Raw genomic sequence first — 17888 nt, forward strand, 5'->3', positions numbered from 1 at the left:
CTAATTATTCAAGCTTGCTGTGATTTGGGCAGCCAATTTTGCATCCTTATTTGCGATTTCTGCTAAAATTTGTGAACGATTATTAGTATTAAGATTTTTTAATAGATTCATTGCTGCCTGGGCGTTCGATTGCATCATGGATTGAATAATTCCCGCAGCTTGCGCAGTCGGCATTCCAGCAATTGTTTCCGATAATGTATCCAATGGTGTTTCTAATTTTTTTACCATTGCGTGTACACGTTTCTTTAGTGCCGCTTGAGTCGGTTCATTTAACGTCCCGATATTGTTTACCAAATTGGTAATTTGAGCGGCTTTTTTACTATCCTTCATTCCGCCAAGTACACTGCTTTGCAGGTTTGGGTCGAGCATAGACATGGTTATGGAAGCATCCTCTAATGACATTGCCTCAAACATTGCACCCGCTTTTGATGGGGGAATATCAGCATAAACACTGGAAACTTGTTTTTTTTGATTTAAAAACTGTTGACTTTGCTTCGTTTTAAGCTGTTGTTTTAGTTCATCATTGCTTTTTTGTAAATCGTATACCTTTGTCAAATTAGAATTTAGCTGTTTTTTTAAATCTGCGATTGTTTGATCCCGATCTTTTAAGGCTAAACTGCTATTTAAATATTTTTGTTTCCATACATCTTGCCCTTGTCCGCTTGATTGGGCAGTAGAAACGGAAGCCGGCTTAGGATCAGGAATGATTTGGTTTAAAATCGGAACTTTCTTCCCCCACTCCTGTAAAGTTTTTCCTACAGGGATACCCAAGAATTTGACAACCACAACAACCAGGACAATGGTTAATAGTATTGGAATGGCATAAAAGGAAAGGGCTCTTAGTATCCCATGTTTTTTTTCTTCTTCCATTTGATTCTCTCCTATATTCTCCGGGAATATCGTAATACGGCCATTTCATCTAACATGGCTTGCTCTTCTTGATCTAATTGTTTTTGAAAAGCAGCCTTTGATTTAGCCTTCCATTGATCCCACATTTTCGCTTCCTTTGTTTTTTCAATCAGAATCTCGTGATTTCGTTCTACTTGCTGTTGAATTTGCTGCGATTGATGTTCCAACTGTTTCATTTGCATGTTTACATGCTCAATTTCATTTTGCAGCTCCAATATTTCCCACACCGTTTTCCGGTTCACTTCATTGTATTGATTGAAAGCCCTTTCCTTTTCTAACTCAAGGCCTTCCATTTGTTCTTGAAGCTCTACTTCCCGAAGTTTGGCCGTACCAAACTCCCGTTTGGCCGTTTCTTTCTCTTTTTCTTTAAAATCAAGTATTTTTTGAAAAGAAAACTCAAATTTCATCCAATCATCGCTCCAAACTGTGAAATTAGAAAGGATCCGGTATCCTCTAGTTGGGACGGTTCATATATCCCTTGCTGCAAAAATTGGTCAATTTGAGGTTTTAACCTTATCGCTAAATCAATATCGCGATTGGAGCCCATTTTATATGCCCCAATATTTATCAAATCTTCTGCTTCTTTATAGGAAGCTAGCAATCTTTTAAAATGACGTGCGGCAGTAATATGTTCATTGGAAGTGATTTCGGTCATAACCCGGCTCACACTGTTTAACACATCGACGGCGGGAAAAATCCCTTTCCCTGCAATGGCACGGTTTAGAACGATATGACCATCTAAAATTCCGCGAACAGCATCCGCAATCGGTTCATTCATATCATCACCATCTACTAATACCGTATAAATGGCTGAAATCGTTCCTCTTGGCCCAGTTCCGGCACGTTCAAGCAATTGGGGAAGCATGGCAAACACGGATGGCGTATATCCTTTAGTCGTAGGCGGTTCCCCTATCGCTAAACCAATTTCCCGCTGCGCCATCGCAAATCGTGTGACTGAATCCATGACAAGCAAAACATTCTTTCCTTGATCACGGAAATACTCAGCAATGGAAGTAGCGGTTAACGCACCTTTAATTCGAATCAGGGCCGGTTGGTCAGATGTTGCAACAATCACAACTGATTTTTTTAACCCTTCTTCCCCTAAATTTTGCTCTAAAAAATCAAGTACTTCCCGTCCTCGTTCTCCAATTAAAGCAATTACATTGACATCTGCTGTCGTATTTCTTGAAATCATTCCAAGCAATGTGCTTTTTCCGACTCCGCTTCCGGCAAAGATCCCAACCCTTTGCCCCTTTCCCATTGTAAGCAAGCCATCAATGGCTCGGACACCGACACCTAAGGAGGAGTGAATCCGCGGCCTGCTTAGCGGGTTTGGAGGAACAGCATGGGTTGGAACTTCCTCTAAACCAATTGGCAGAGGCTTCCCATCAATAGGGTGGCCCAAACCATCCAAAACCCTTCCTAACAGTTGGGTCCCGGCCTTTACGACCAATGGTTTTCCGCTAGCCACCACATCACATCCGGGTCCAATTTCCCGAACTTCGCCCAAAGGCATTAAAAGAACTTTGTTTTCCCTAATTCCAACAACCTCAGCTTGGATAGGGGTTTTAGATTGAGAGGGATAAATCGAACAAAGTTCACCAATTCTAACGTCAGGGCCTTGGGATTCAATGGTAAGTCCAATAATTTGTGTAATCTTCCCATTTACCCTTACCGGATCAATACCGCGAATAAGCCTAACATAGTTTTCAGCTGATAGTTTCACGTTCCGGCTCCCTTCTTGCCTCTAAAACGACCTTTTTAATTTCCTCCAATTGGGTGTCAATTCGTGCATCCACACTTCCATAGGCCGTACGGATCATGCATCCCTTCGGTGATACGGAATGGTCAGGGATAATTTTGATTTCAGTTTCACCGTTGACAACAGCCAAAAGATGTCTTCGCTCAGATTGAACAAACTCAAAATCATCTGGGTGAACACATACGGTTATGGCTTCTTTCTCTTTGACACGATGAATATTCTGTTTAATTAACTCAACAAATTTTTCAGGGTAATCCGTTAATTCTTGTTTAATAACTTGCGAAGCAATCGCAAAGCTTAATTCCAATAAAAATGGTTCTGCTTCAGCGATGATAGCCTCTTTTTCTTCATAGGCCTGTTGCAGCAGATGTTGAATTTGAGCTAATTTGTCATTATATTCTTGCTGGACGAAAGACTCGCCCTCTTGTTTCCCCAGCTCAAATCCTTCTTGAAACCCTTGTTGTTTAACTTCAGCTGACATGGCATCGAGTTTTAGATGATTTTCATCCCACCACTGGTTAATCTTTTCAGCTGCGACCGTTTCGATCGAATGCGCATTTTGCTCGGCTTGGGCAATAATCGCCTGAGCTTTTGCTTGGGCCTCTTCGATCAATTGATTCCCATAAACCTTCTCATCATCAATAGAGACCCGATTCTCATCATTTCGCTTATTTTTTTCAACAATAAAAGGCTGGGTAATAACTTTTACTTCATTCCCTATAGAAAGATGGGAGGCTTTAAAAACCCTAGAATAGGACATCATCGGTTCCACCTCGGGCAATCACAATTTCTCCTGTGTCTTCTAAACGACGTATAACGGAAACAATTCTTCCCTGGGCTTCTTCAACATCCTTGACTCGAACTGGTCCAAGATATTGCAATTCTTCTTCGAATGTTTCAACCATCCGGCCGGACATGTTCTCAAATATAACCTTTTTAACTTCCGGACTAGCAGCCTTCAATGCAAGCAGTAAATCCTGATTATCCACTTCCTGAATAACACGCTGAATGGCACGGCGGTCAAGATTAAGGATATCCTCGAAAGTAAACATCCGCTGCTTGATTTCCTGTACTAATTCCTGGTTTTTAATTGCCAAGTCCTCTAAAATACTCTTCTCCGTACCGCGATCCACACCGTTAAGGATGCCGACAATGGAATCAATTCCCCCTACGACGCTAAAGTCTTGACGGATCGTAGCCGTTAGTTTTTGCTCTAATATATTTTCTACTTCCTTAATCACATCCGGTGAGGTTTGTTCTAGTAAAGCGATACGTCTTGCAACATCGGATTGTAACGCCTCCGGGAGCGATGACAGGATCATAGAGGCCTGTGGTGGCTCTAAATGAGCTAAAACGAGTGCGATCGTTTGCGGGTGTTCACTTTGCAAAAAGTGGTAAATTTCCATTGGATCAATTCGGCGTGCAAACTCAAAAGGCTTCACTTGAAGCTGTACTGTTAATTTCTGAATAATTTGTTTTGCACGATCTTTCCCTAATGCCTGCTCCAGAACTTCCTGTGCAAAGGCAATTCCACCCATTGCAAGGTAATCTTGTGCAATACACATTTCATGAAATTCCTTTAAAACCTCTTCTTTTTCTTTGAGATCAACCTTATTAATATTGGCGATTGCCAGGGAAAGCAGTTCAATCTCCTCATCAGGCAAAAAATTAAAAACCTTCGATGAAGCCTCTTTTCCCATTGAAATAAGCAAAATTGCTGCTTTTTGTCTGCCGTTCAACTTTAATGATGTAGACATGAAAAACTACAACTCCTCTTCATGCAGCCATGTTCGAATAATTTTAGAAAAGTCCTCAGGTCTTTTATCTAGCAATTTTCGCAGTTGATTTTCTACAGTCATTTCCTGTTCTGCAAAATAATCAGCCTCTGCAACAGGCGGTGTTGTAAAATTCATTTCCTCTTCTTGCTCCAGTTGCTTTTGTTTTCTTCTGCGCAGCAGCCACCATACGAGTCCCCCCGCTGCTAACACACCGGCACCAATTGTGCTTCCAATTAAAATTGGATGACCGTTTGATGTGTTGTTTAGCGCAGCATTCGCTGCAAAGGTGTGAGGGAAAATGGTAATACGCTGGTTAATCTGTTGCTGGGATAAATTCGGATGACCAAGAGCCGTTTGTACGGTATTGGAAACAATGTTACGAATATTTGCTAATGTCGCTTTTGGAATCTTTTTAGGAGAAGAAGGATCAGGTTCAACTCCGACATTGATCGTAATATCCTCAATTTGGTACGGACTTTTTAAAATTTCATTATTAATTCGATTAACCTCATAATTCACTCTATTTTGCAATTCTTCATAAGAGCTTTCCCCGCCAGAGTTGGAACCGGTATATCCAGGAACATCGCTAGACCCCGTTCCCGTAACACCACCAGAATCTGCTCCTTTACCGGTAGAGGATTTGGAAATCTTTTCTGAACTGATGACAATGCCATTATTATTTTGATCAGTCGGCTTTACTAGCTTCTCTACTGTTTTGACTTTATCAAAATTGATTTTGACAAAAGACTGGACATAGACATTATTGGTTCCTAGAACTGTTCCTAGCAAACTTTGAAGATTTTGCTGAATATCACGTTGAATATCCCGCTGAATCTTTTGCTGTTTATCATATTGATCCAATGTTTGATCTTCACTATCCGCATTTTCCAATGCTAATGTCTCACTGTACTGGTTCATAATCGTGATGTTATCAATAGGAAGATTTGGTACGCTGCGTGAGACAAGGGTGTAAAGGGCCCTTATTTGCTGCGAAGTTAGTTGTACCCCTGGTTCCACATCAACCATAACAGATGCACTGGCTTGCTGCCCTTGGTCTTGTTTTACAAACACAGAATTATCAGGCAATGTCAAAATAACATCTGCATTTTTAATCCCATCAACATGTTTAATGACTTCTGCTACTTCATTTTGCATAGCTTCACGTTCAAGAATATTATATTGACGATCTGTGGCACCGAATGATAGATTCTGGCCAAAAATATCATAGTTAATTTTATTGTCCTTTGGATATCCCTTTGAAGCTAAATTGACTAATAAATCTGGCGCATCTTTACGGGGAACGGACAACATGGTTCCGCTATCAGATATTTTATAATTTGTAAATCCTTCTTTATCTAACTCCGCTTTAATATCCCCAACTTCACGCTGGGTCAATTGACCTGTATATAATGGTACATATTGAGGACGGGATGCAAAAAAGATAAAGATGGAAATGGAAACAAAAAGAAATAAGAAGGTACCAATGATCATCCACTTTTGCTTCTTACTGCGCGCACCCCAGTATGTACTAAATTTGTCCTTTGTTTGTTTAAGTTGATCTATCCATGATCGGTTCATTTCTCACCCTGCCCAGCATATCGTCATTCTTTAAATTTGCATACGCATAATTTCTTGGTAAGCTTCCACAGCCTTATCCCTAACTGTAACCGTCAGTTCCAATGCTAATTTCGCCTTTTGCGATGCAATCGTAACATCATGTACATTATCAACCATTCCAACTGCCGTTTGTGCGGTTAGATTAGATGCCTGTTGAACAGTATCATTTACATTCCCTAAATATCCTTGAAGAACATCGGCAAAGGAAGTTTTTGGTTTAGTTTGAACTAGATTTTGATTTAGTTTGATAAATCCGCTGTTGTTAATCCCTGAAACATTCATTTATATGCCTCCTAACGCCCGATTTCTAGAGCTTTTAACATCATTGATTTTCCTGTATTAAAGGCGGTAATATTCGCATCGTACGCCCTCGATGAAGAAAGGAGGTCGACCATTTCCTTTGACAAGTCAACATTCGGCATCATTACATATCCGTTCGCATTGGCGTCCGGATTGCTCGGATCATATACCATATTAAATGGTGTTTGATCTTCGACAATTCCCGTCACTCTTACCCCCTGTAGGGAGGATTGGGCCTGCATTTTTCCCATTAATACTGAATTAAAAGAGTTTTCCCTTGGTTCCATCGTAACCATTTTGCGGCGGTACGGCTCCCACTTTCCGTTTACCATTTTAGCTCTAGTGGATGAGGCATTTGCAATATTCGAAGAGACTACATCCATCCGCAGGCGCTCCGCTGTTAATGCAGACGCACTTATATTTAAAGAATCAAACATTTCCCCTAACTCCTTCCGGTAATGGCAATGGATAATTGTTGAAATTCGCTATTAAGCTGCTGCGAGAGCGTGTCATACCAGAGCGCATTTTTTCCCATAAGGGTCATCTCTTTGTCAATATCCACATTATTCCCGTTATTTTGGATAACCGTTCCGGTATCTTCTATTGTTTTGGGGGCTGGTATCACACCTGGAGAATTCCCAATCACTAAATGACGAGGATCTGTACGTTTTCCTGTAAAATTCATTTGGTCAGCTAAATGCTGCTTTAAAACATCTTCAAAAACTACTTGTTTCGATTTATAACCGGGAGTCTCTGCATTTGCAATATTATTAGAAACAACTTGTTGGCGTAAACTAGAAGCATCTAATGCAGATTGTAATAGATTGATATTATTCACAGGGGTTCACTCCTTTTTACCTACAAGGTTTCCTTTTGATAGTTTTTGATAAATATCAAAATAATTTTTACATACTTCAACAATATACTACAAAAAATGGATTTAAATCTACATTTTTTTCAGATTAGCAGAATATTCCTCAATTATAATTAAACTCTAATCTGGTTAAAATAACGAGAAACACCAGAAACCCAATAATTATTAAGTCCTGTTGGGTCATTCGCTGCACCTTGAGGGGCATATTTAGCGCCAATTTCAGCAATACTGTTTAAACCGCTGCCCAAATAATTCTTACTTAAATTACGAGCCATATCCATGATACTTTCTTCAACAGTGGAATACGACTTTAATCCATTAGATCCCATCATTCCCGCAATATTATTTTTGATAGCGGCCGCATGGGATTTTCCATTAGCTGATTCATGTTGCGCAATGGCAGCCAGTAATGCTGGATTGATATTAAATTGCTTCCCTGCCTGAACAAAAACCTCTCCCATACCTTTTAATTTCCCGTCCAGTACTTGATCCAGTTTTTCCGGATTCACCATTTGAAACCCGAGCGAATCATCACCGCCAATAGGCAGTTTTTGCTTATTTACATCTGGAGTAATCGATGGAACTTGATTCGGTATGTACGAACTAAACACTGGCTGCCCAGTTAATGGGGCAGAAGTCGAAATCATCGATGGAAACGAAGGTTGATCCACGGATTGGAATGTTGTTTCCAATTGCATTTGGTCTAAAAATTGATTTAAAATGGCTGAAAAAAGAGCACCGCTCAAGTTGCCTGTGGGCATGGACTGAGAGGGTGTTTTTGCTGTCTGGGATAAAGTGTTTACCAGCATGGAATTAAGAAACCAATTATCATCTATTTTCAAAGTAATACACCCTTTCGAGATTATGTAATGGTCTATTAGCAAAATATATGAATATTCTTACCTATAAAAAAAGCGTGACCACCCTACTGAAATAAGTGACCACGCATTATTTGGGTGCCTGTTGATGCTGTTCATTTGCAGGTAAGTTTCGACAAAGACATGATTCTAAATTGTTTTTTTAAACATCCCTTGTATTTCACTTAAAAATTCATTTGAAATCCTTAATACCTGTTTTAGTTGTCCATCCTCAATTTTGGCCTCCACTAAAACAATCGTATTGATGTTAGTCTCCTGTTTTAAGGCAAGAATTTGCTTCCCTTCGTACACAATGTTTTCTACCATGTAAAAAATCTCATTGATTGGGCTGCCCATTAAGATTTTAATTGGCTTTCTGAAAAATGGCTGCCTCTTTTTATAGTCGATAAATTGATATAACTTCCCAAGGGTTTGTTTGTCTTTTTTTGTCGTATTTTGCAGCTTCATGAAAAATCTTCCTCTTTATTAAACTTATTGTGAAAGATATTTTCGTCTTCTTTGACTGAATTAAAGCTAGTAATGAAATCCTGGTACCATTTTCATAACTATCCGAACATTACAGATGCAAAGTATGTCGAAATACATCATATTCTTATTTTAAATGATAAATGGAAATATTTAACCGAAAACACAATGCGTCATAACGAAAAAACTTTACGGGAAAAATAAAATTAATTGCGTGACCACGCAAATAAAAATGCATAGTCACGCAATTAATTGAATTTTATTTCATATTCTAAATTAGTTTTTCCGATCCAAGAATACCCCACTTATTTGTTTGATATATGGCAGGTATTTTTTTGATATTTGCCGATCCCTTTTGATTTGGTTGAGAGCTGATTGGGTTTCATTCATATTCCCTTTCAGCTGTGAAGTAAGCTGGTTGTCCAGTGAAAGAGTTTCCTTTATGGTTTTGATTGAATCTGGAGAATATGGAAAATCAGGGTTTTCTGCTTTAAAGGATTCGACCTTCATCATTATGTTGCCGCGGCGACTTAATAAGGTCTCAAATTCCTCAAAGTCACCGCTGGTTAGCTTTCGTTCCATTTCAACCGTCAGTTCATAAACCATTGAAATCATTTCGTCCATTACGATCCCTGCATATTCGGTTTATTTAGTTTCATAGCTGTTGACCATGTTTCTGTTAATTCGGCTGCATAACCTTCTATTTCCTCTAAAATATCCAAATTTTTGTTTAGATTCGCTTCAATTAAACGGGTTTTCATATAGTCATATAAGGATAGTAAGGATGCAGAAATCTCGTATTCCTTTTTCAAGGATACCATTAACTCACTTAGAATATCTTGGGCCCTTAAATTATATTTATGAGATTCTTCTAAATTTTTATTTTGAAGAGAATGTTTAGCTAAGCGAATAAATTTTACCATTCCCCGAAATAACATCAATGTCAAATCTTCAGGCTTTGATGTAGTGACAGCATGTTTTTGATAGGCTTGATAAGGATTTCTTAAAGTCATGATTGAATTACTCCTTCCTATATCCAGTTCTTCCTAGTATTAATTATCGGATGCTTGGAAAAATAGTTTACGTTTTTATCAAAAAAATCCTATTAAAAAAGTAAAAGCTATTCCAATTATTATTGGAGTAGCCTTTTTTAGATTAACTGCCTACTTGAAGGACAATTCCGAACCCATCAATAATATAGTTTAGCCTTTGATTGTAGGCTTTTAGGTTTTGTATTTTGGCTGCATCTCCCAATTTATTGAATGCATTTATTTCTTTTGCCAACTTTGAAACTTCTATTTGCAATTCATCATTCCGCTTTTTCTCAAGGCGCAATTGTTGTTCTTTTTTTAATAATTTTTCCCGCAGTTCTTCTTTTTCATGATGAAATTCTGATCTCAGATGTTCAATTTGCTGAACTTCTTCCTGATTCTGCAGGGCCATATTGGTAAGCTGAAAAAGACTTCTTAAAAGTTCATTTAAATGAATCCCTGGAAGTTGTTGGATGTTTGTAATCAATCCGGATAAAACATCTAGCAAATCATCGTCTTGATGAAGGTTCACTTTAGATACTTGTGATGTTTTGGGAATGATTTCAGTGGAGACAACCGGAACTTCATTATACGGAATGGTGGTAAAATGCAGGGGTTCTTGGGTGCGGGCTTCTTTCTGTTCTTTTTTCTTTAGAAGTGAATAATATTTATAATTTACAGATTGATAGCCTCGCTCAAAAAGTTCAGCAAGTTCCTCCAATATTTCTGTTATATTCAACGCGCCCTCTTCTTGCCGTACCTTAATGTATTGAAACATAAATTCAATTTCGTTCTTACTCCACTTACGGTTCACTTTTTTTGACTCATCTGACGGCTGGGTTTGATCATCCTCTTTATTAATTCCCATCATCTGAAAATGATTAAAATAATAAACCAGGGTACCAGGACTTACTTTATGATCATGCTCCAGGTTATGTATGAAAGCTTCATCTGTTTGATACCCATCATGATTCCTTACAGCTTGTTTCAATTCGAATAGTGCAGTTTTTAACCCCATCCCAATACCTCCTAATTAATTGAATGAAAATGTACCTATCTTGGAATATGACAATTTTCAAATCGAAAATAATTTTGAAAAATTTTGATGTTGAGTAAAGGTTCTAATATATGTATTCGCACTGATTGAAATCTTTTTGGGTGTATATCAAACAAAATTTTTTTTTGTAAAGTATACCTTTACACTATAATTATATTAATTATGTAAAGATTTGTAAATCTATTATTCTTAAAACCCTCTATTTATTTTGATTTCCTAATAAAAAAACTCTTTCTTAAAAAGAAGAGTTAATTTTATAGCCTATTTACCTGCGTTTATCTTTTTCAACCAATCGCATTTGTCTTTGTTTTTCAAAGCAATGCTGGATGACTTTCATTTGATCACGCTGCGTTAAATTGGTAAATTCGACAGCAATGTTTTTTCTTTCCGGTTTTTCTATCAAATTTACTCGTCTAATCATTCCACTGAAATTAATCGGATCAATATCCTTGTTTTGGGGATTTGGAATATACAGGGTTCCGGAAATCTGGTCACCAATCTCTAGAAGATTATCCATTCCATCCGAAAATAGCAACCCGCCTACACTTATATTGATGGTGGCTAATTCCTTTTCATTTACGATTAGGCGTAAATTGCTGTTGACTCGAAAATTTTCCCTGCGCTGAATTCGGATAATCTCACTCTCCAGCGGCTTTGTTAACCTGTATAATGGTATTTTCGTATCTTTTGTTTTTGCAATGATTTCAGTTTGGAATTTATATTGATTTTCCTCCTCCAAAAAAAAGACATCTATTAATGTCCCGCTACCCAACATTCCAATGACACTCCGATTGAGCGGTACAGCGATCAGGATTTCGTGTTCCCCAATTTCCGCTATAATCGACCGGCAGGAATAATCCCGATCTTTTATCAAAATCTCAATATTCTGTCCAATTTTGGGATACATTTACTCCCACTCCTATTATTTTTTATTGATAATTCCAGTTTAATAGTTTTTTACCAAAATTGGTAGTTAAAAAAATTGAACTGCAGAATTTGCAGTTCACGTTTACTTTGATTAACGTAAAAAATCAACTAATGATGGTTGGATGATGCGGGCCCCAACAGATAATGCGGCACGCTGGACATTTTCCTCAGTCGTTAAGTTGATAATCACCTGGGACATATCTGCATCTTCTTCGCTAGATAATAAACTAGTGGTTGAAACTTCTAACCCATCTAAACGTGATTGACTTAATTCCATTCGATTCATTCGTGCGCCTAATTCAGAGCGTTCTTTTGAAACATTATCAATTTGTGCATCTAATTTTCCCAAAACGTCTGTGGAAGATGAATCAGAGGAGCTTAAACCTGTTGAGATATCCGAAAGCAGTTTAAAAATACCCCCATCCCCATTAATATCCTTACCAAAAACATCCGTCCCTTGGACATTTATTTGCACATTATTTGTTTGCCCAACCTGTACATCAATCTTTCCATTTTTACCATTAAATGTTTTAGTTGCGGTTTGATAGGGTGGGTTTTTAATATCCGTCCCGGCAAAAATATATTTTCCGGCAATCTGTGAATTGGCTACTTCCCCCAGATGCTCTTTTAACTGATCAATTTCTTGAGTAATGGCCGTGCGGGCACTTGGGTCATTCGTCCCATTAAGGCCTTGAACCGTTAGTTCCCGGACACGCTGAAGCACAGAATTTACCTCATTAAGGGCATCATCTGTTGTGCTCATCCAGGAGGCACCATCATCCGCATTGCGCTTGTATTGATCCACCTCATTTAGTGAGGAGCGGTAATACATTCCGCGAACAGCTGAAACTGGATCATCCGACGGCTTATTTATTTTTTTACCAGAAGACGCCTGGTCCTGATATTTTTGCATTGCTTTATTGGTTTGAGATAAATTAAATAACATATTTTGGTTAAGCATACCTTGTGTAACGCGCGTACTCATAAAAATCCTCCTACAGACCGACTCTGCCCATTCCATTAATGATTTTATCCAAACATTGATCCATGGTCGTTATCATTCGTGCAGCGGCATTATAAGCCTGCTGATATTTAATCATATTGGCCATTTCTTCATCCAACGATACACCGGAGACTGACTGGCGGCGGTTATCGATCTGATTCACAATCACATCAGAGTTCTCTTGCATGCGCTGTGCCTCCTGAGAATCAATTCCCAGTTGTCCAATAATATTACGGTAAAAGTCATCAATTGTTGAAGTTGATGTTGTTTTTGAGGAATCCGTACTATCTTCTTTGAAATCAACTACTGAAAATTTCAAATCAGCGATTGCTTGGGCATTTTTTCCATTCCCAGTAACAGCTTCTTGACTGGCGGCGATTTTATCTAAAGAATTCATGATTTCAAAATTCACTTCAAAGTTTTTAGCGGTTATATTGGTATCAGAAATAACACGAGAATTTGGATCGCTTGGATCTGGTTTACTTATTCCAGTGAAGAAATCAACACTTCCTGCAACAGCTCCATTATTTTCTAAATGATAACCTGTTTTATGTATTCCATTGATTTTATCCGCAAACGTTTTTGCTAACGTATCGATTTTATTTTGCATTTCAGGGATTATTTTTTGATAGGATTCGATTCGTCCTTTTAATTCTCCACTATCCAACTGTAAAGAGTTTCCATTGAGGGTTATGTTAGCTGGATCTTTTAATCCATTACTTAAGTCGAAGCCTTCAAGTTTATTGACATCGGTACCTTTCACTAGGAATTCTGTCCCAATAGCGACATCTACGATTCCATTTGTATGATTGGTAACACTCACGTTCACCATTTTAGATAAATTATCAATTAAAACATCACGTTGGTCATACAAATCATTTGGTTGGTAGTTATTCGCAACTAAGCTGGAAATTTGTTTATTTAAATTACCAATTTGATCGACTATATCATTAACACTTTTTACCTTAGTGTCTATAACATGTAAGGTGTCATCCTTCATTTGATCCAAGGAATCGGAAAGATAGTGAAAGGTTTCAGCAACTGCCACCCCTCTTTGTCTGACAACGCCACGGGCAGCTGCACTATCCGGGTTTTTGGAAAGTTCCTGCCATGAACTCCAGAATTGATCCATTGTCGACGCGAGCCCATTATCAGATGGTTCATTGAGAATCCCTTCAATTTTACTGAGCGTATCACTTTTGGCATCCCAATATCCTAAATTTTTATTTTCACCGCGATATTGGACATCCAAATAATCTTCTCTTAAGCGAACAATCTTGTTAACCACAACACCTGTCCCTAATTGCATATTATTTCCGTTTGCTCCAGGAAGAGATATTGAGTAATCAGCCTGCATCTCCGATCGTTGCCTTGTGTATCCTGTTGTATTGGCATTTGATACGTTTTGGCCTGTGGTAGAAAGGGCCGATTGCTGGGCAAAAAGTGCCCTTTTTCCTATCTCTATGCCATGAAAGGTTGAAGTCATTGTGTTTCCTCCGTTTGTCAATAATACTAATTATCCTATACCTTGGCATCCAACAGATTTGCGTATCGTCTTCCTGATTTAGGTCCATACCCTATGTTCGGTTCTTTTGGTACAAGCATGCCCAATGAAAATTCAACATAAGAAAGGGAAGTTTGAATTAATTGTTGGTTGCTCTCATTTATATTCGTAATTTCCTTGACAAGAATGCGCAGTTGTTGGGCAATTTTATTCAAAGTTGATTTTGCAAGAGGATTATTTGCGTTTTTAATTAATTCCTCAAGTGTTGGGGATGGATTGGTCAAACCCATTTGATTAAAATAGTTCTGAACAAAATTCTTTCTTTCTAGTTCAAGTTTTTGTATTTCCCCTACACATGAGCTTTCACGTTGGATTAATTCCTGAAGTCGTAAAGTATTTCCTTCAACAAGAATCGCTCGCTTTTCTTTCGCTAAATCGAGTAATCGTGTATGGGCGTCAATCATGGCTTCCAATGTTTGTATTAAATTTTCGTGTGATTCCATATTGCTGCCTCCTAAAGGAATATTACTTCCAAAAATCTATCATTTTCTCCGCAACTTTTTTGCTATCTACTTGATAAGTTCCGTCACTTATCTGTTGTTTCAATTCTTGAACACGCTTTTGGCGCTGTGCTTGTTCACTCATCACCGCTTGAGAGATTTCTTTGCCGCGGGATGATATTTCGACTTCTGCCGAAGAAGATGAAGATTTTTTCGTTATATTTTCCGTATTTTTACGGTTTAGTTGATTTTGGTAGGAATAAAACCCATAATTCGTTTCATTAATTCTCATGAACAGTCCCTCCTATTCTCTTTTTGTATCGGTTAATCTAAAAAAAAGTTTAGTTCATTTAAAAAAGAAAATAGTTCCAATTCCATTAAAAGAATCATATCTTTATAGATTGTATCAAATTTAACCCTTTTCTTCATTACCTATTTTGCTGGCTCCCTTTGAGTGAATTTGGCTTGTGATGGATGACGGTCAATTGTCATTGGAGCAGGAACCTGTTTAATGGATCAATCTACGGGAACTTGATGAATTTCTTGGTGGGTTGAGTGGTTCGCAGGCGGATTTGTGGAAGCTGCATGGATTCCACCTCCTGAGGTCATTTGATTTTCTCCTACTGTTATGCCTTTTTATCTACTAAAAGCCCTAAGTACTTCTCCATTGAGGCATACATATCGAGCAATTTCTTTGGAGGGATTTCCTTTATGACCTCATTTGTTTGATCATCCACGATAACTGCATAATATTTTTGCAAATCTTCATGAAACTGGAATTTCAAATGTGAATTGGATGCTCTTAAAAATTCATTCATGCTGTCGATTACTTTTTTGGTTTTATCTTTCGTATTCACTTTCTGATCTGGCTGTTCAGTTTGCTGTTTATGTTCCCCTTCAGAAATGGGTTTTACATTTGGGATACCTTCCACTTGTTTTACATGATAATCCGGCGAATTACTAGTCGATATGGATAGTTTATCAATCATTTTCAGCCCCACCTTTACACTGTATATGTATTGGTTATATCGGATGAATTTGGATATTGTTTATAGGAATAAAAAAATATTTCATAAAAAACAGTATGCCTGTCCCGATCAGGACAGGCATACTATTTTTTATTAATCCAATTTGAATTTCTTAATTTCATTATCTAATTGCTCTGAAAGCTCTTTTAACTCGTTGGCATGATCTGTAAAGGTATTCATCGTAGCAGAAATTTGTTCGGCTGAGGCAGCAACCTCTTCCGTAGCTGCAGCTGTTTGTTCAGAAACAGCTGTAATGCTGTCCATTTCTTGATTGACTAAATCTTTGTTTTGCTGGCTATCCTTAACCGAAACTTGTACTTCCTCTACTCTAGCCGCCAATTCATGAACAGCCGATAAAATTTCATTAAAAATGGCCTGCGTCTCTTTCACTGCTACATCCTGCTCCGTCACAACCTGATTGGTTTGTTCCATAGCAGATACCGCATTCCTTACTACCGTCTTAATACTATCAACGATTCGTTTGATTTCATCCGCGGAAGCTTTCGATTGATCTGCTAATTTTCTTACTTCATTTGCAACGACTGCAAATCCCTTCCCATGCTCACCTGCTCTCGCAGATTCAATCGATGCATTAAGCGAAAGTAAATTGGTTTGATCGGTAATCCTCGTGATCGCCTCGATAATCGTATTGATTTCCTCCATTCTGATTTCAACATCCTTCACAATGGAAGTGACTTCATTGGTGGAAGATTTTGTTTCTAACGATTTATCTGACAAGAAGACAACCTGTTCTAGTCCCTTATTACTCAATTCCATTGAACGCTGGGAAACACTTTCCATTCCCCCTGTTACAGAGGAAATTCCATCTAATTTTTTGGATAGCTCTTTCATCTGTTCAAAGCTTACATGAACATTTTTAGCCTGTAATGTGGCTCCTTTGGCAATCTCATCTATAGCTAGGGCAACTTCCGATAGGGAAGCATTAGCCTCTCTTGTCATCATGGATAAATGGGCAGAAGTCTCGGATGTTGTTTTGGATGTGTCCCCGACCTTCTCAAGTGAGATTGATAATTGCTCCATCATGTTATTGAAACTCAATTCCAAATCTTTGAATTCGTCCTTTGTTTTAACAGAAACCCTTGAAGTAAAATCACCCTTAGATGCTGTTTCTAATGCATCTTTAACAGAATTAATATTTCTGGCGATTCGTCTGCCGATAATATAGGCACACATAGCGGACAATAAGCCGAAGATGATGGTTAAATACCAGCCGATCGTTCGAATTTTGGTCGCATCTTCGACGATTTCGGACTTATCCAAAGCCGATACAAATTTCCAGCCCGTTCTTTGATTGGTCGTATAGGCTGAAAATTTATCTACGCCGTTTTGTGTATAGTCAATGGTTCCCTGTTGTTTCCCATCAAATTTCCCCCATAAGGGTGATTTCTTGCCGATTTTCTTTTTATCAGGGTTGGAGATAAATTTCCCATCCTGCCCGAGAATGGTCATATTCCCACGCTTGCCAATTTTTATCTGACTAATAGTATTAGAAAAGTTGCTAATATATAAGTCAACTGCGGCAACCCCAACGACTTCCCCTTTTTTATTTAATACAGCCTGTGAAATAGTTAATACCATTTTTTTCGTAAATGCATCGATATATGGTTCACTATAAACTGTCTTTCCATTTTGATTAACAGCACTAATAAACCAATCCCGGGTTGTCGGGTCATATCCTTTCGGAATCGTGTCGGTTGTGGAGTCAAGCATATCTTTTTTGGTTGTGGCAAAATAAACGGAGGCATACTCCGGATTGGTATTTGCGGTACCATGGATTAAATCTTTTGCAAAAATACGATTCTTATTTTGATTAAACTCTGTAAAATTAAGATTGTGAGCTAATAAGTCAACCTGGTGGGCAACGCCCTCCATTTTATAATCCAAACTTGTGCTCGCCTGTTTTGTCATTTGAAGAGTGGAGTTAGAAACTTGGTCAGAAATAACATTTTGTGTAACATAATTTGATATAAGTGCAATTGAAATCGTAGGAACTAATGCTGTTGCTGCCATCCCGGCAATTATCTTCGTTTTTGCACTGTTCCATGTAAACTTTGTTGAACCCCTTTTCTGTTCCATTTGCAATCCTCCGGATTATTTTTTTGTAAGCCTATTCAAAAATTTTTTGATAAATTTTGATAAAATTCACCATAATTAATAATCGGCAAATGACAAAATATGTTTAGTGAATTTTGAAAGAAAGGTCAAAAAATATAAAAAACCCATCCTTTAAAAGA

The 17888-nt window shown here is 38.0% G+C and carries 21 protein-coding genes; all 21 read right to left on the bottom strand.

Going from position 1 to position 17888, the window contains the following annotated elements:
* Nucleotides 1-870 (bottom strand): hypothetical protein, encoded by an 870-nt coding sequence (locus tag ACFQZ9_RS04730; RefSeq protein WP_498942529.1) that lies wholly within the window; start codon nt 868-870, stop codon nt 1-3.
* Nucleotides 871-881: 11 nt separating this feature from the next.
* Nucleotides 882-1316 carry a flagellar export protein FliJ gene (gene fliJ, locus ACFQZ9_RS04735; RefSeq protein WP_498942530.1) on the bottom strand — a complete coding sequence of 145 codons (435 nt, stop codon included), beginning with the start codon at nt 1314-1316 and terminating at the stop codon, nt 882-884.
* Nucleotides 1313-2635: a FliI/YscN family ATPase gene (gene fliI / locus ACFQZ9_RS04740; RefSeq protein WP_498942531.1), complete on the bottom strand. Its 1323-nt coding sequence runs from the start codon at nt 2633-2635 to the stop codon at nt 1313-1315. Before fliI ends, fliJ begins: the two co-directional genes overlap by 4 nt.
* Nucleotides 2619-3443: a FliH/SctL family protein gene (locus ACFQZ9_RS04745; RefSeq protein ID WP_498942607.1), complete on the bottom strand. Its 825-nt coding sequence runs from the start codon at nt 3441-3443 to the stop codon at nt 2619-2621. The genes fliI and ACFQZ9_RS04745 overlap by 17 nt, the downstream gene beginning before the upstream one ends.
* Nucleotides 3418-4428 carry a flagellar motor switch protein FliG gene (gene fliG, locus ACFQZ9_RS04750; protein ID WP_498942532.1) on the bottom strand — a complete coding sequence of 337 codons (1011 nt, stop codon included), beginning with the start codon at nt 4426-4428 and terminating at the stop codon, nt 3418-3420. The genes ACFQZ9_RS04745 and fliG overlap by 26 nt, the downstream gene beginning before the upstream one ends.
* A 6-nt stretch (nt 4429-4434) precedes the next feature.
* Nucleotides 4435-6027: a flagellar M-ring protein FliF gene (fliF, locus tag ACFQZ9_RS04755; protein ID WP_498942533.1), complete on the bottom strand. Its 1593-nt coding sequence runs from the start codon at nt 6025-6027 to the stop codon at nt 4435-4437.
* A 30-nt stretch (nt 6028-6057) separates the two neighbouring features.
* Nucleotides 6058-6348 carry a flagellar hook-basal body complex protein FliE gene (gene fliE, locus ACFQZ9_RS04760; protein WP_498942534.1) on the bottom strand — a complete coding sequence of 97 codons (291 nt, stop codon included), beginning with the start codon at nt 6346-6348 and terminating at the stop codon, nt 6058-6060.
* A gap of 11 nt (nt 6349-6359) precedes the next feature.
* Nucleotides 6360-6803 carry a flagellar basal body rod protein FlgC gene (flgC, locus tag ACFQZ9_RS04765; RefSeq protein WP_498942535.1) on the bottom strand — a complete coding sequence of 148 codons (444 nt, stop codon included), beginning with the start codon at nt 6801-6803 and terminating at the stop codon, nt 6360-6362.
* Nucleotides 6804-6808: 5 nt separating this feature from the next.
* Nucleotides 6809-7204 (bottom strand): flagellar basal body rod protein FlgB, encoded by a 396-nt coding sequence (gene flgB / locus ACFQZ9_RS04770; protein WP_498942536.1) that lies wholly within the window; start codon nt 7202-7204, stop codon nt 6809-6811.
* A gap of 149 nt (nt 7205-7353) precedes the next feature.
* Complete coding sequence (locus ACFQZ9_RS04775) at nt 7354-8082, bottom strand: glucosaminidase domain-containing protein (RefSeq protein WP_498942537.1); 729 nt, start codon at nt 8080-8082, stop codon at nt 7354-7356.
* Between the two features lie 165 nt (nt 8083-8247).
* A complete protein-coding gene (locus ACFQZ9_RS04780) occupies nt 8248-8565 on the bottom strand; it encodes a hypothetical protein (RefSeq protein ID WP_498942538.1) in 318 nt (105 codons plus the stop codon).
* A gap of 294 nt (nt 8566-8859) precedes the next feature.
* Nucleotides 8860-9207 carry a flagellar protein FliT gene (locus ACFQZ9_RS04785; protein WP_498942539.1) on the bottom strand — a complete coding sequence of 116 codons (348 nt, stop codon included), beginning with the start codon at nt 9205-9207 and terminating at the stop codon, nt 8860-8862.
* Complete coding sequence (fliS, locus tag ACFQZ9_RS04790) at nt 9207-9596, bottom strand: flagellar export chaperone FliS (protein WP_498942540.1); 390 nt, start codon at nt 9594-9596, stop codon at nt 9207-9209. Before fliS ends, ACFQZ9_RS04785 begins: the two co-directional genes overlap by 1 nt.
* 142 nt (nt 9597-9738) lie before the next feature.
* Nucleotides 9739-10632, bottom strand: a complete 894-nt coding sequence (locus ACFQZ9_RS04795) for a hypothetical protein (RefSeq protein WP_498942541.1) — start codon at nt 10630-10632, stop codon at nt 9739-9741.
* Nucleotides 10633-10936: 304 nt separating this feature from the next.
* A complete protein-coding gene (locus ACFQZ9_RS04800) occupies nt 10937-11578 on the bottom strand; it encodes a flagellar brake protein (protein WP_498942542.1) in 642 nt (213 codons plus the stop codon).
* A gap of 111 nt (nt 11579-11689) precedes the next feature.
* Complete coding sequence (gene flgL / locus ACFQZ9_RS04805; protein WP_498942543.1) at nt 11690-12583, bottom strand: flagellar hook-associated protein FlgL; 894 nt, start codon at nt 12581-12583, stop codon at nt 11690-11692.
* A 10-nt stretch (nt 12584-12593) separates the two neighbouring features.
* Nucleotides 12594-14087, bottom strand: a complete 1494-nt coding sequence (gene flgK, locus ACFQZ9_RS04810) for a flagellar hook-associated protein FlgK (protein ID WP_498942544.1) — start codon at nt 14085-14087, stop codon at nt 12594-12596.
* A 35-nt stretch (nt 14088-14122) separates the two neighbouring features.
* Nucleotides 14123-14608 carry a flagellar protein FlgN gene (locus tag ACFQZ9_RS04815; protein ID WP_498942545.1) on the bottom strand — a complete coding sequence of 162 codons (486 nt, stop codon included), beginning with the start codon at nt 14606-14608 and terminating at the stop codon, nt 14123-14125.
* A gap of 22 nt (nt 14609-14630) precedes the next feature.
* Nucleotides 14631-14897, bottom strand: a complete 267-nt coding sequence (flgM, locus tag ACFQZ9_RS04820; protein ID WP_498942546.1) for a flagellar biosynthesis anti-sigma factor FlgM — start codon at nt 14895-14897, stop codon at nt 14631-14633.
* Nucleotides 14898-15231: 334 nt separating this feature from the next.
* A complete protein-coding gene (gene flaG, locus ACFQZ9_RS04825) occupies nt 15232-15594 on the bottom strand; it encodes a FlaG family protein (protein WP_498942547.1) in 363 nt (120 codons plus the stop codon).
* Nucleotides 15595-15726: 132 nt separating this feature from the next.
* A complete protein-coding gene (locus ACFQZ9_RS04830; RefSeq protein ID WP_498942548.1) occupies nt 15727-17730 on the bottom strand; it encodes a methyl-accepting chemotaxis protein in 2004 nt (667 codons plus the stop codon).
* Nucleotides 17731-17888: the final 158 nt, after the last annotated feature.

It is taken from the genome of Neobacillus sp. GCM10027624 (assembly GCF_042675345.1).
In the GTDB taxonomy this organism is placed as follows: domain Bacteria; phylum Bacillota; class Bacilli; order Bacillales; family Cytobacillaceae; genus Neobacillus; species Neobacillus cucumis_D.

Bases quoted from the DNA above. Each gene is read 5' to 3' on its own strand.
- ACFQZ9_RS04780 (WP_498942538.1), bottom strand. From the start codon at position 8,565: ATGAAGCTGCAAAATACGACAAAAAAAGACAAACAAACCCTTGGGAAG.
- ACFQZ9_RS04795 (WP_498942541.1), bottom strand. From the start codon at position 10,632: ATGGGGTTAAAAACTGCACTATTCGAATTGAAACAAGCTGTAAGGAAT.
- ACFQZ9_RS04800 (WP_498942542.1), bottom strand. From the start codon at position 11,578: ATGTATCCCAAAATTGGACAGAATATTGAGATTTTGATAAAAGATCGG.
- flgK (WP_498942544.1), bottom strand. From the start codon at position 14,087: ATGACTTCAACCTTTCATGGCATAGAGATAGGAAAAAGGGCACTTTTT.
- fliG (WP_498942532.1), bottom strand. From the start codon at position 4,428: ATGTCTACATCATTAAAGTTGAACGGCAGACAAAAAGCAGCAATTTTG.
- fliS (WP_498942540.1), bottom strand. From the start codon at position 9,596: ATGACTTTAAGAAATCCTTATCAAGCCTATCAAAAACATGCTGTCACT.
- fliF (WP_498942533.1), bottom strand. From the start codon at position 6,027: ATGAACCGATCATGGATAGATCAACTTAAACAAACAAAGGACAAATTT.
- flgC (WP_498942535.1), bottom strand. From the start codon at position 6,803: ATGTTTGATTCTTTAAATATAAGTGCGTCTGCATTAACAGCGGAGCGC.
- ACFQZ9_RS04830 (WP_498942548.1), bottom strand. From the start codon at position 17,730: ATGGAACAGAAAAGGGGTTCAACAAAGTTTACATGGAACAGTGCAAAA.
- flgM (WP_498942546.1), bottom strand. From the start codon at position 14,897: ATGAGAATTAATGAAACGAATTATGGGTTTTATTCCTACCAAAATCAA.
- fliJ (WP_498942530.1), bottom strand. From the start codon at position 1,316: ATGAAATTTGAGTTTTCTTTTCAAAAAATACTTGATTTTAAAGAAAAA.
- flaG (WP_498942547.1), bottom strand. From the start codon at position 15,594: ATGATTGATAAACTATCCATATCGACTAGTAATTCGCCGGATTATCAT.
- ACFQZ9_RS04785 (WP_498942539.1), bottom strand. From the start codon at position 9,207: ATGGACGAAATGATTTCAATGGTTTATGAACTGACGGTTGAAATGGAA.
- flgL (WP_498942543.1), bottom strand. From the start codon at position 12,583: ATGAGTACGCGCGTTACACAAGGTATGCTTAACCAAAATATGTTATTT.
- fliE (WP_498942534.1), bottom strand. From the start codon at position 6,348: ATGAATGTTTCAGGGATTAACAACAGCGGATTTATCAAACTAAATCAA.
- ACFQZ9_RS04730 (WP_498942529.1), bottom strand. From the start codon at position 870: ATGGAAGAAGAAAAAAAACATGGGATACTAAGAGCCCTTTCCTTTTAT.
- ACFQZ9_RS04815 (WP_498942545.1), bottom strand. From the start codon at position 14,608: ATGGAATCACACGAAAATTTAATACAAACATTGGAAGCCATGATTGAC.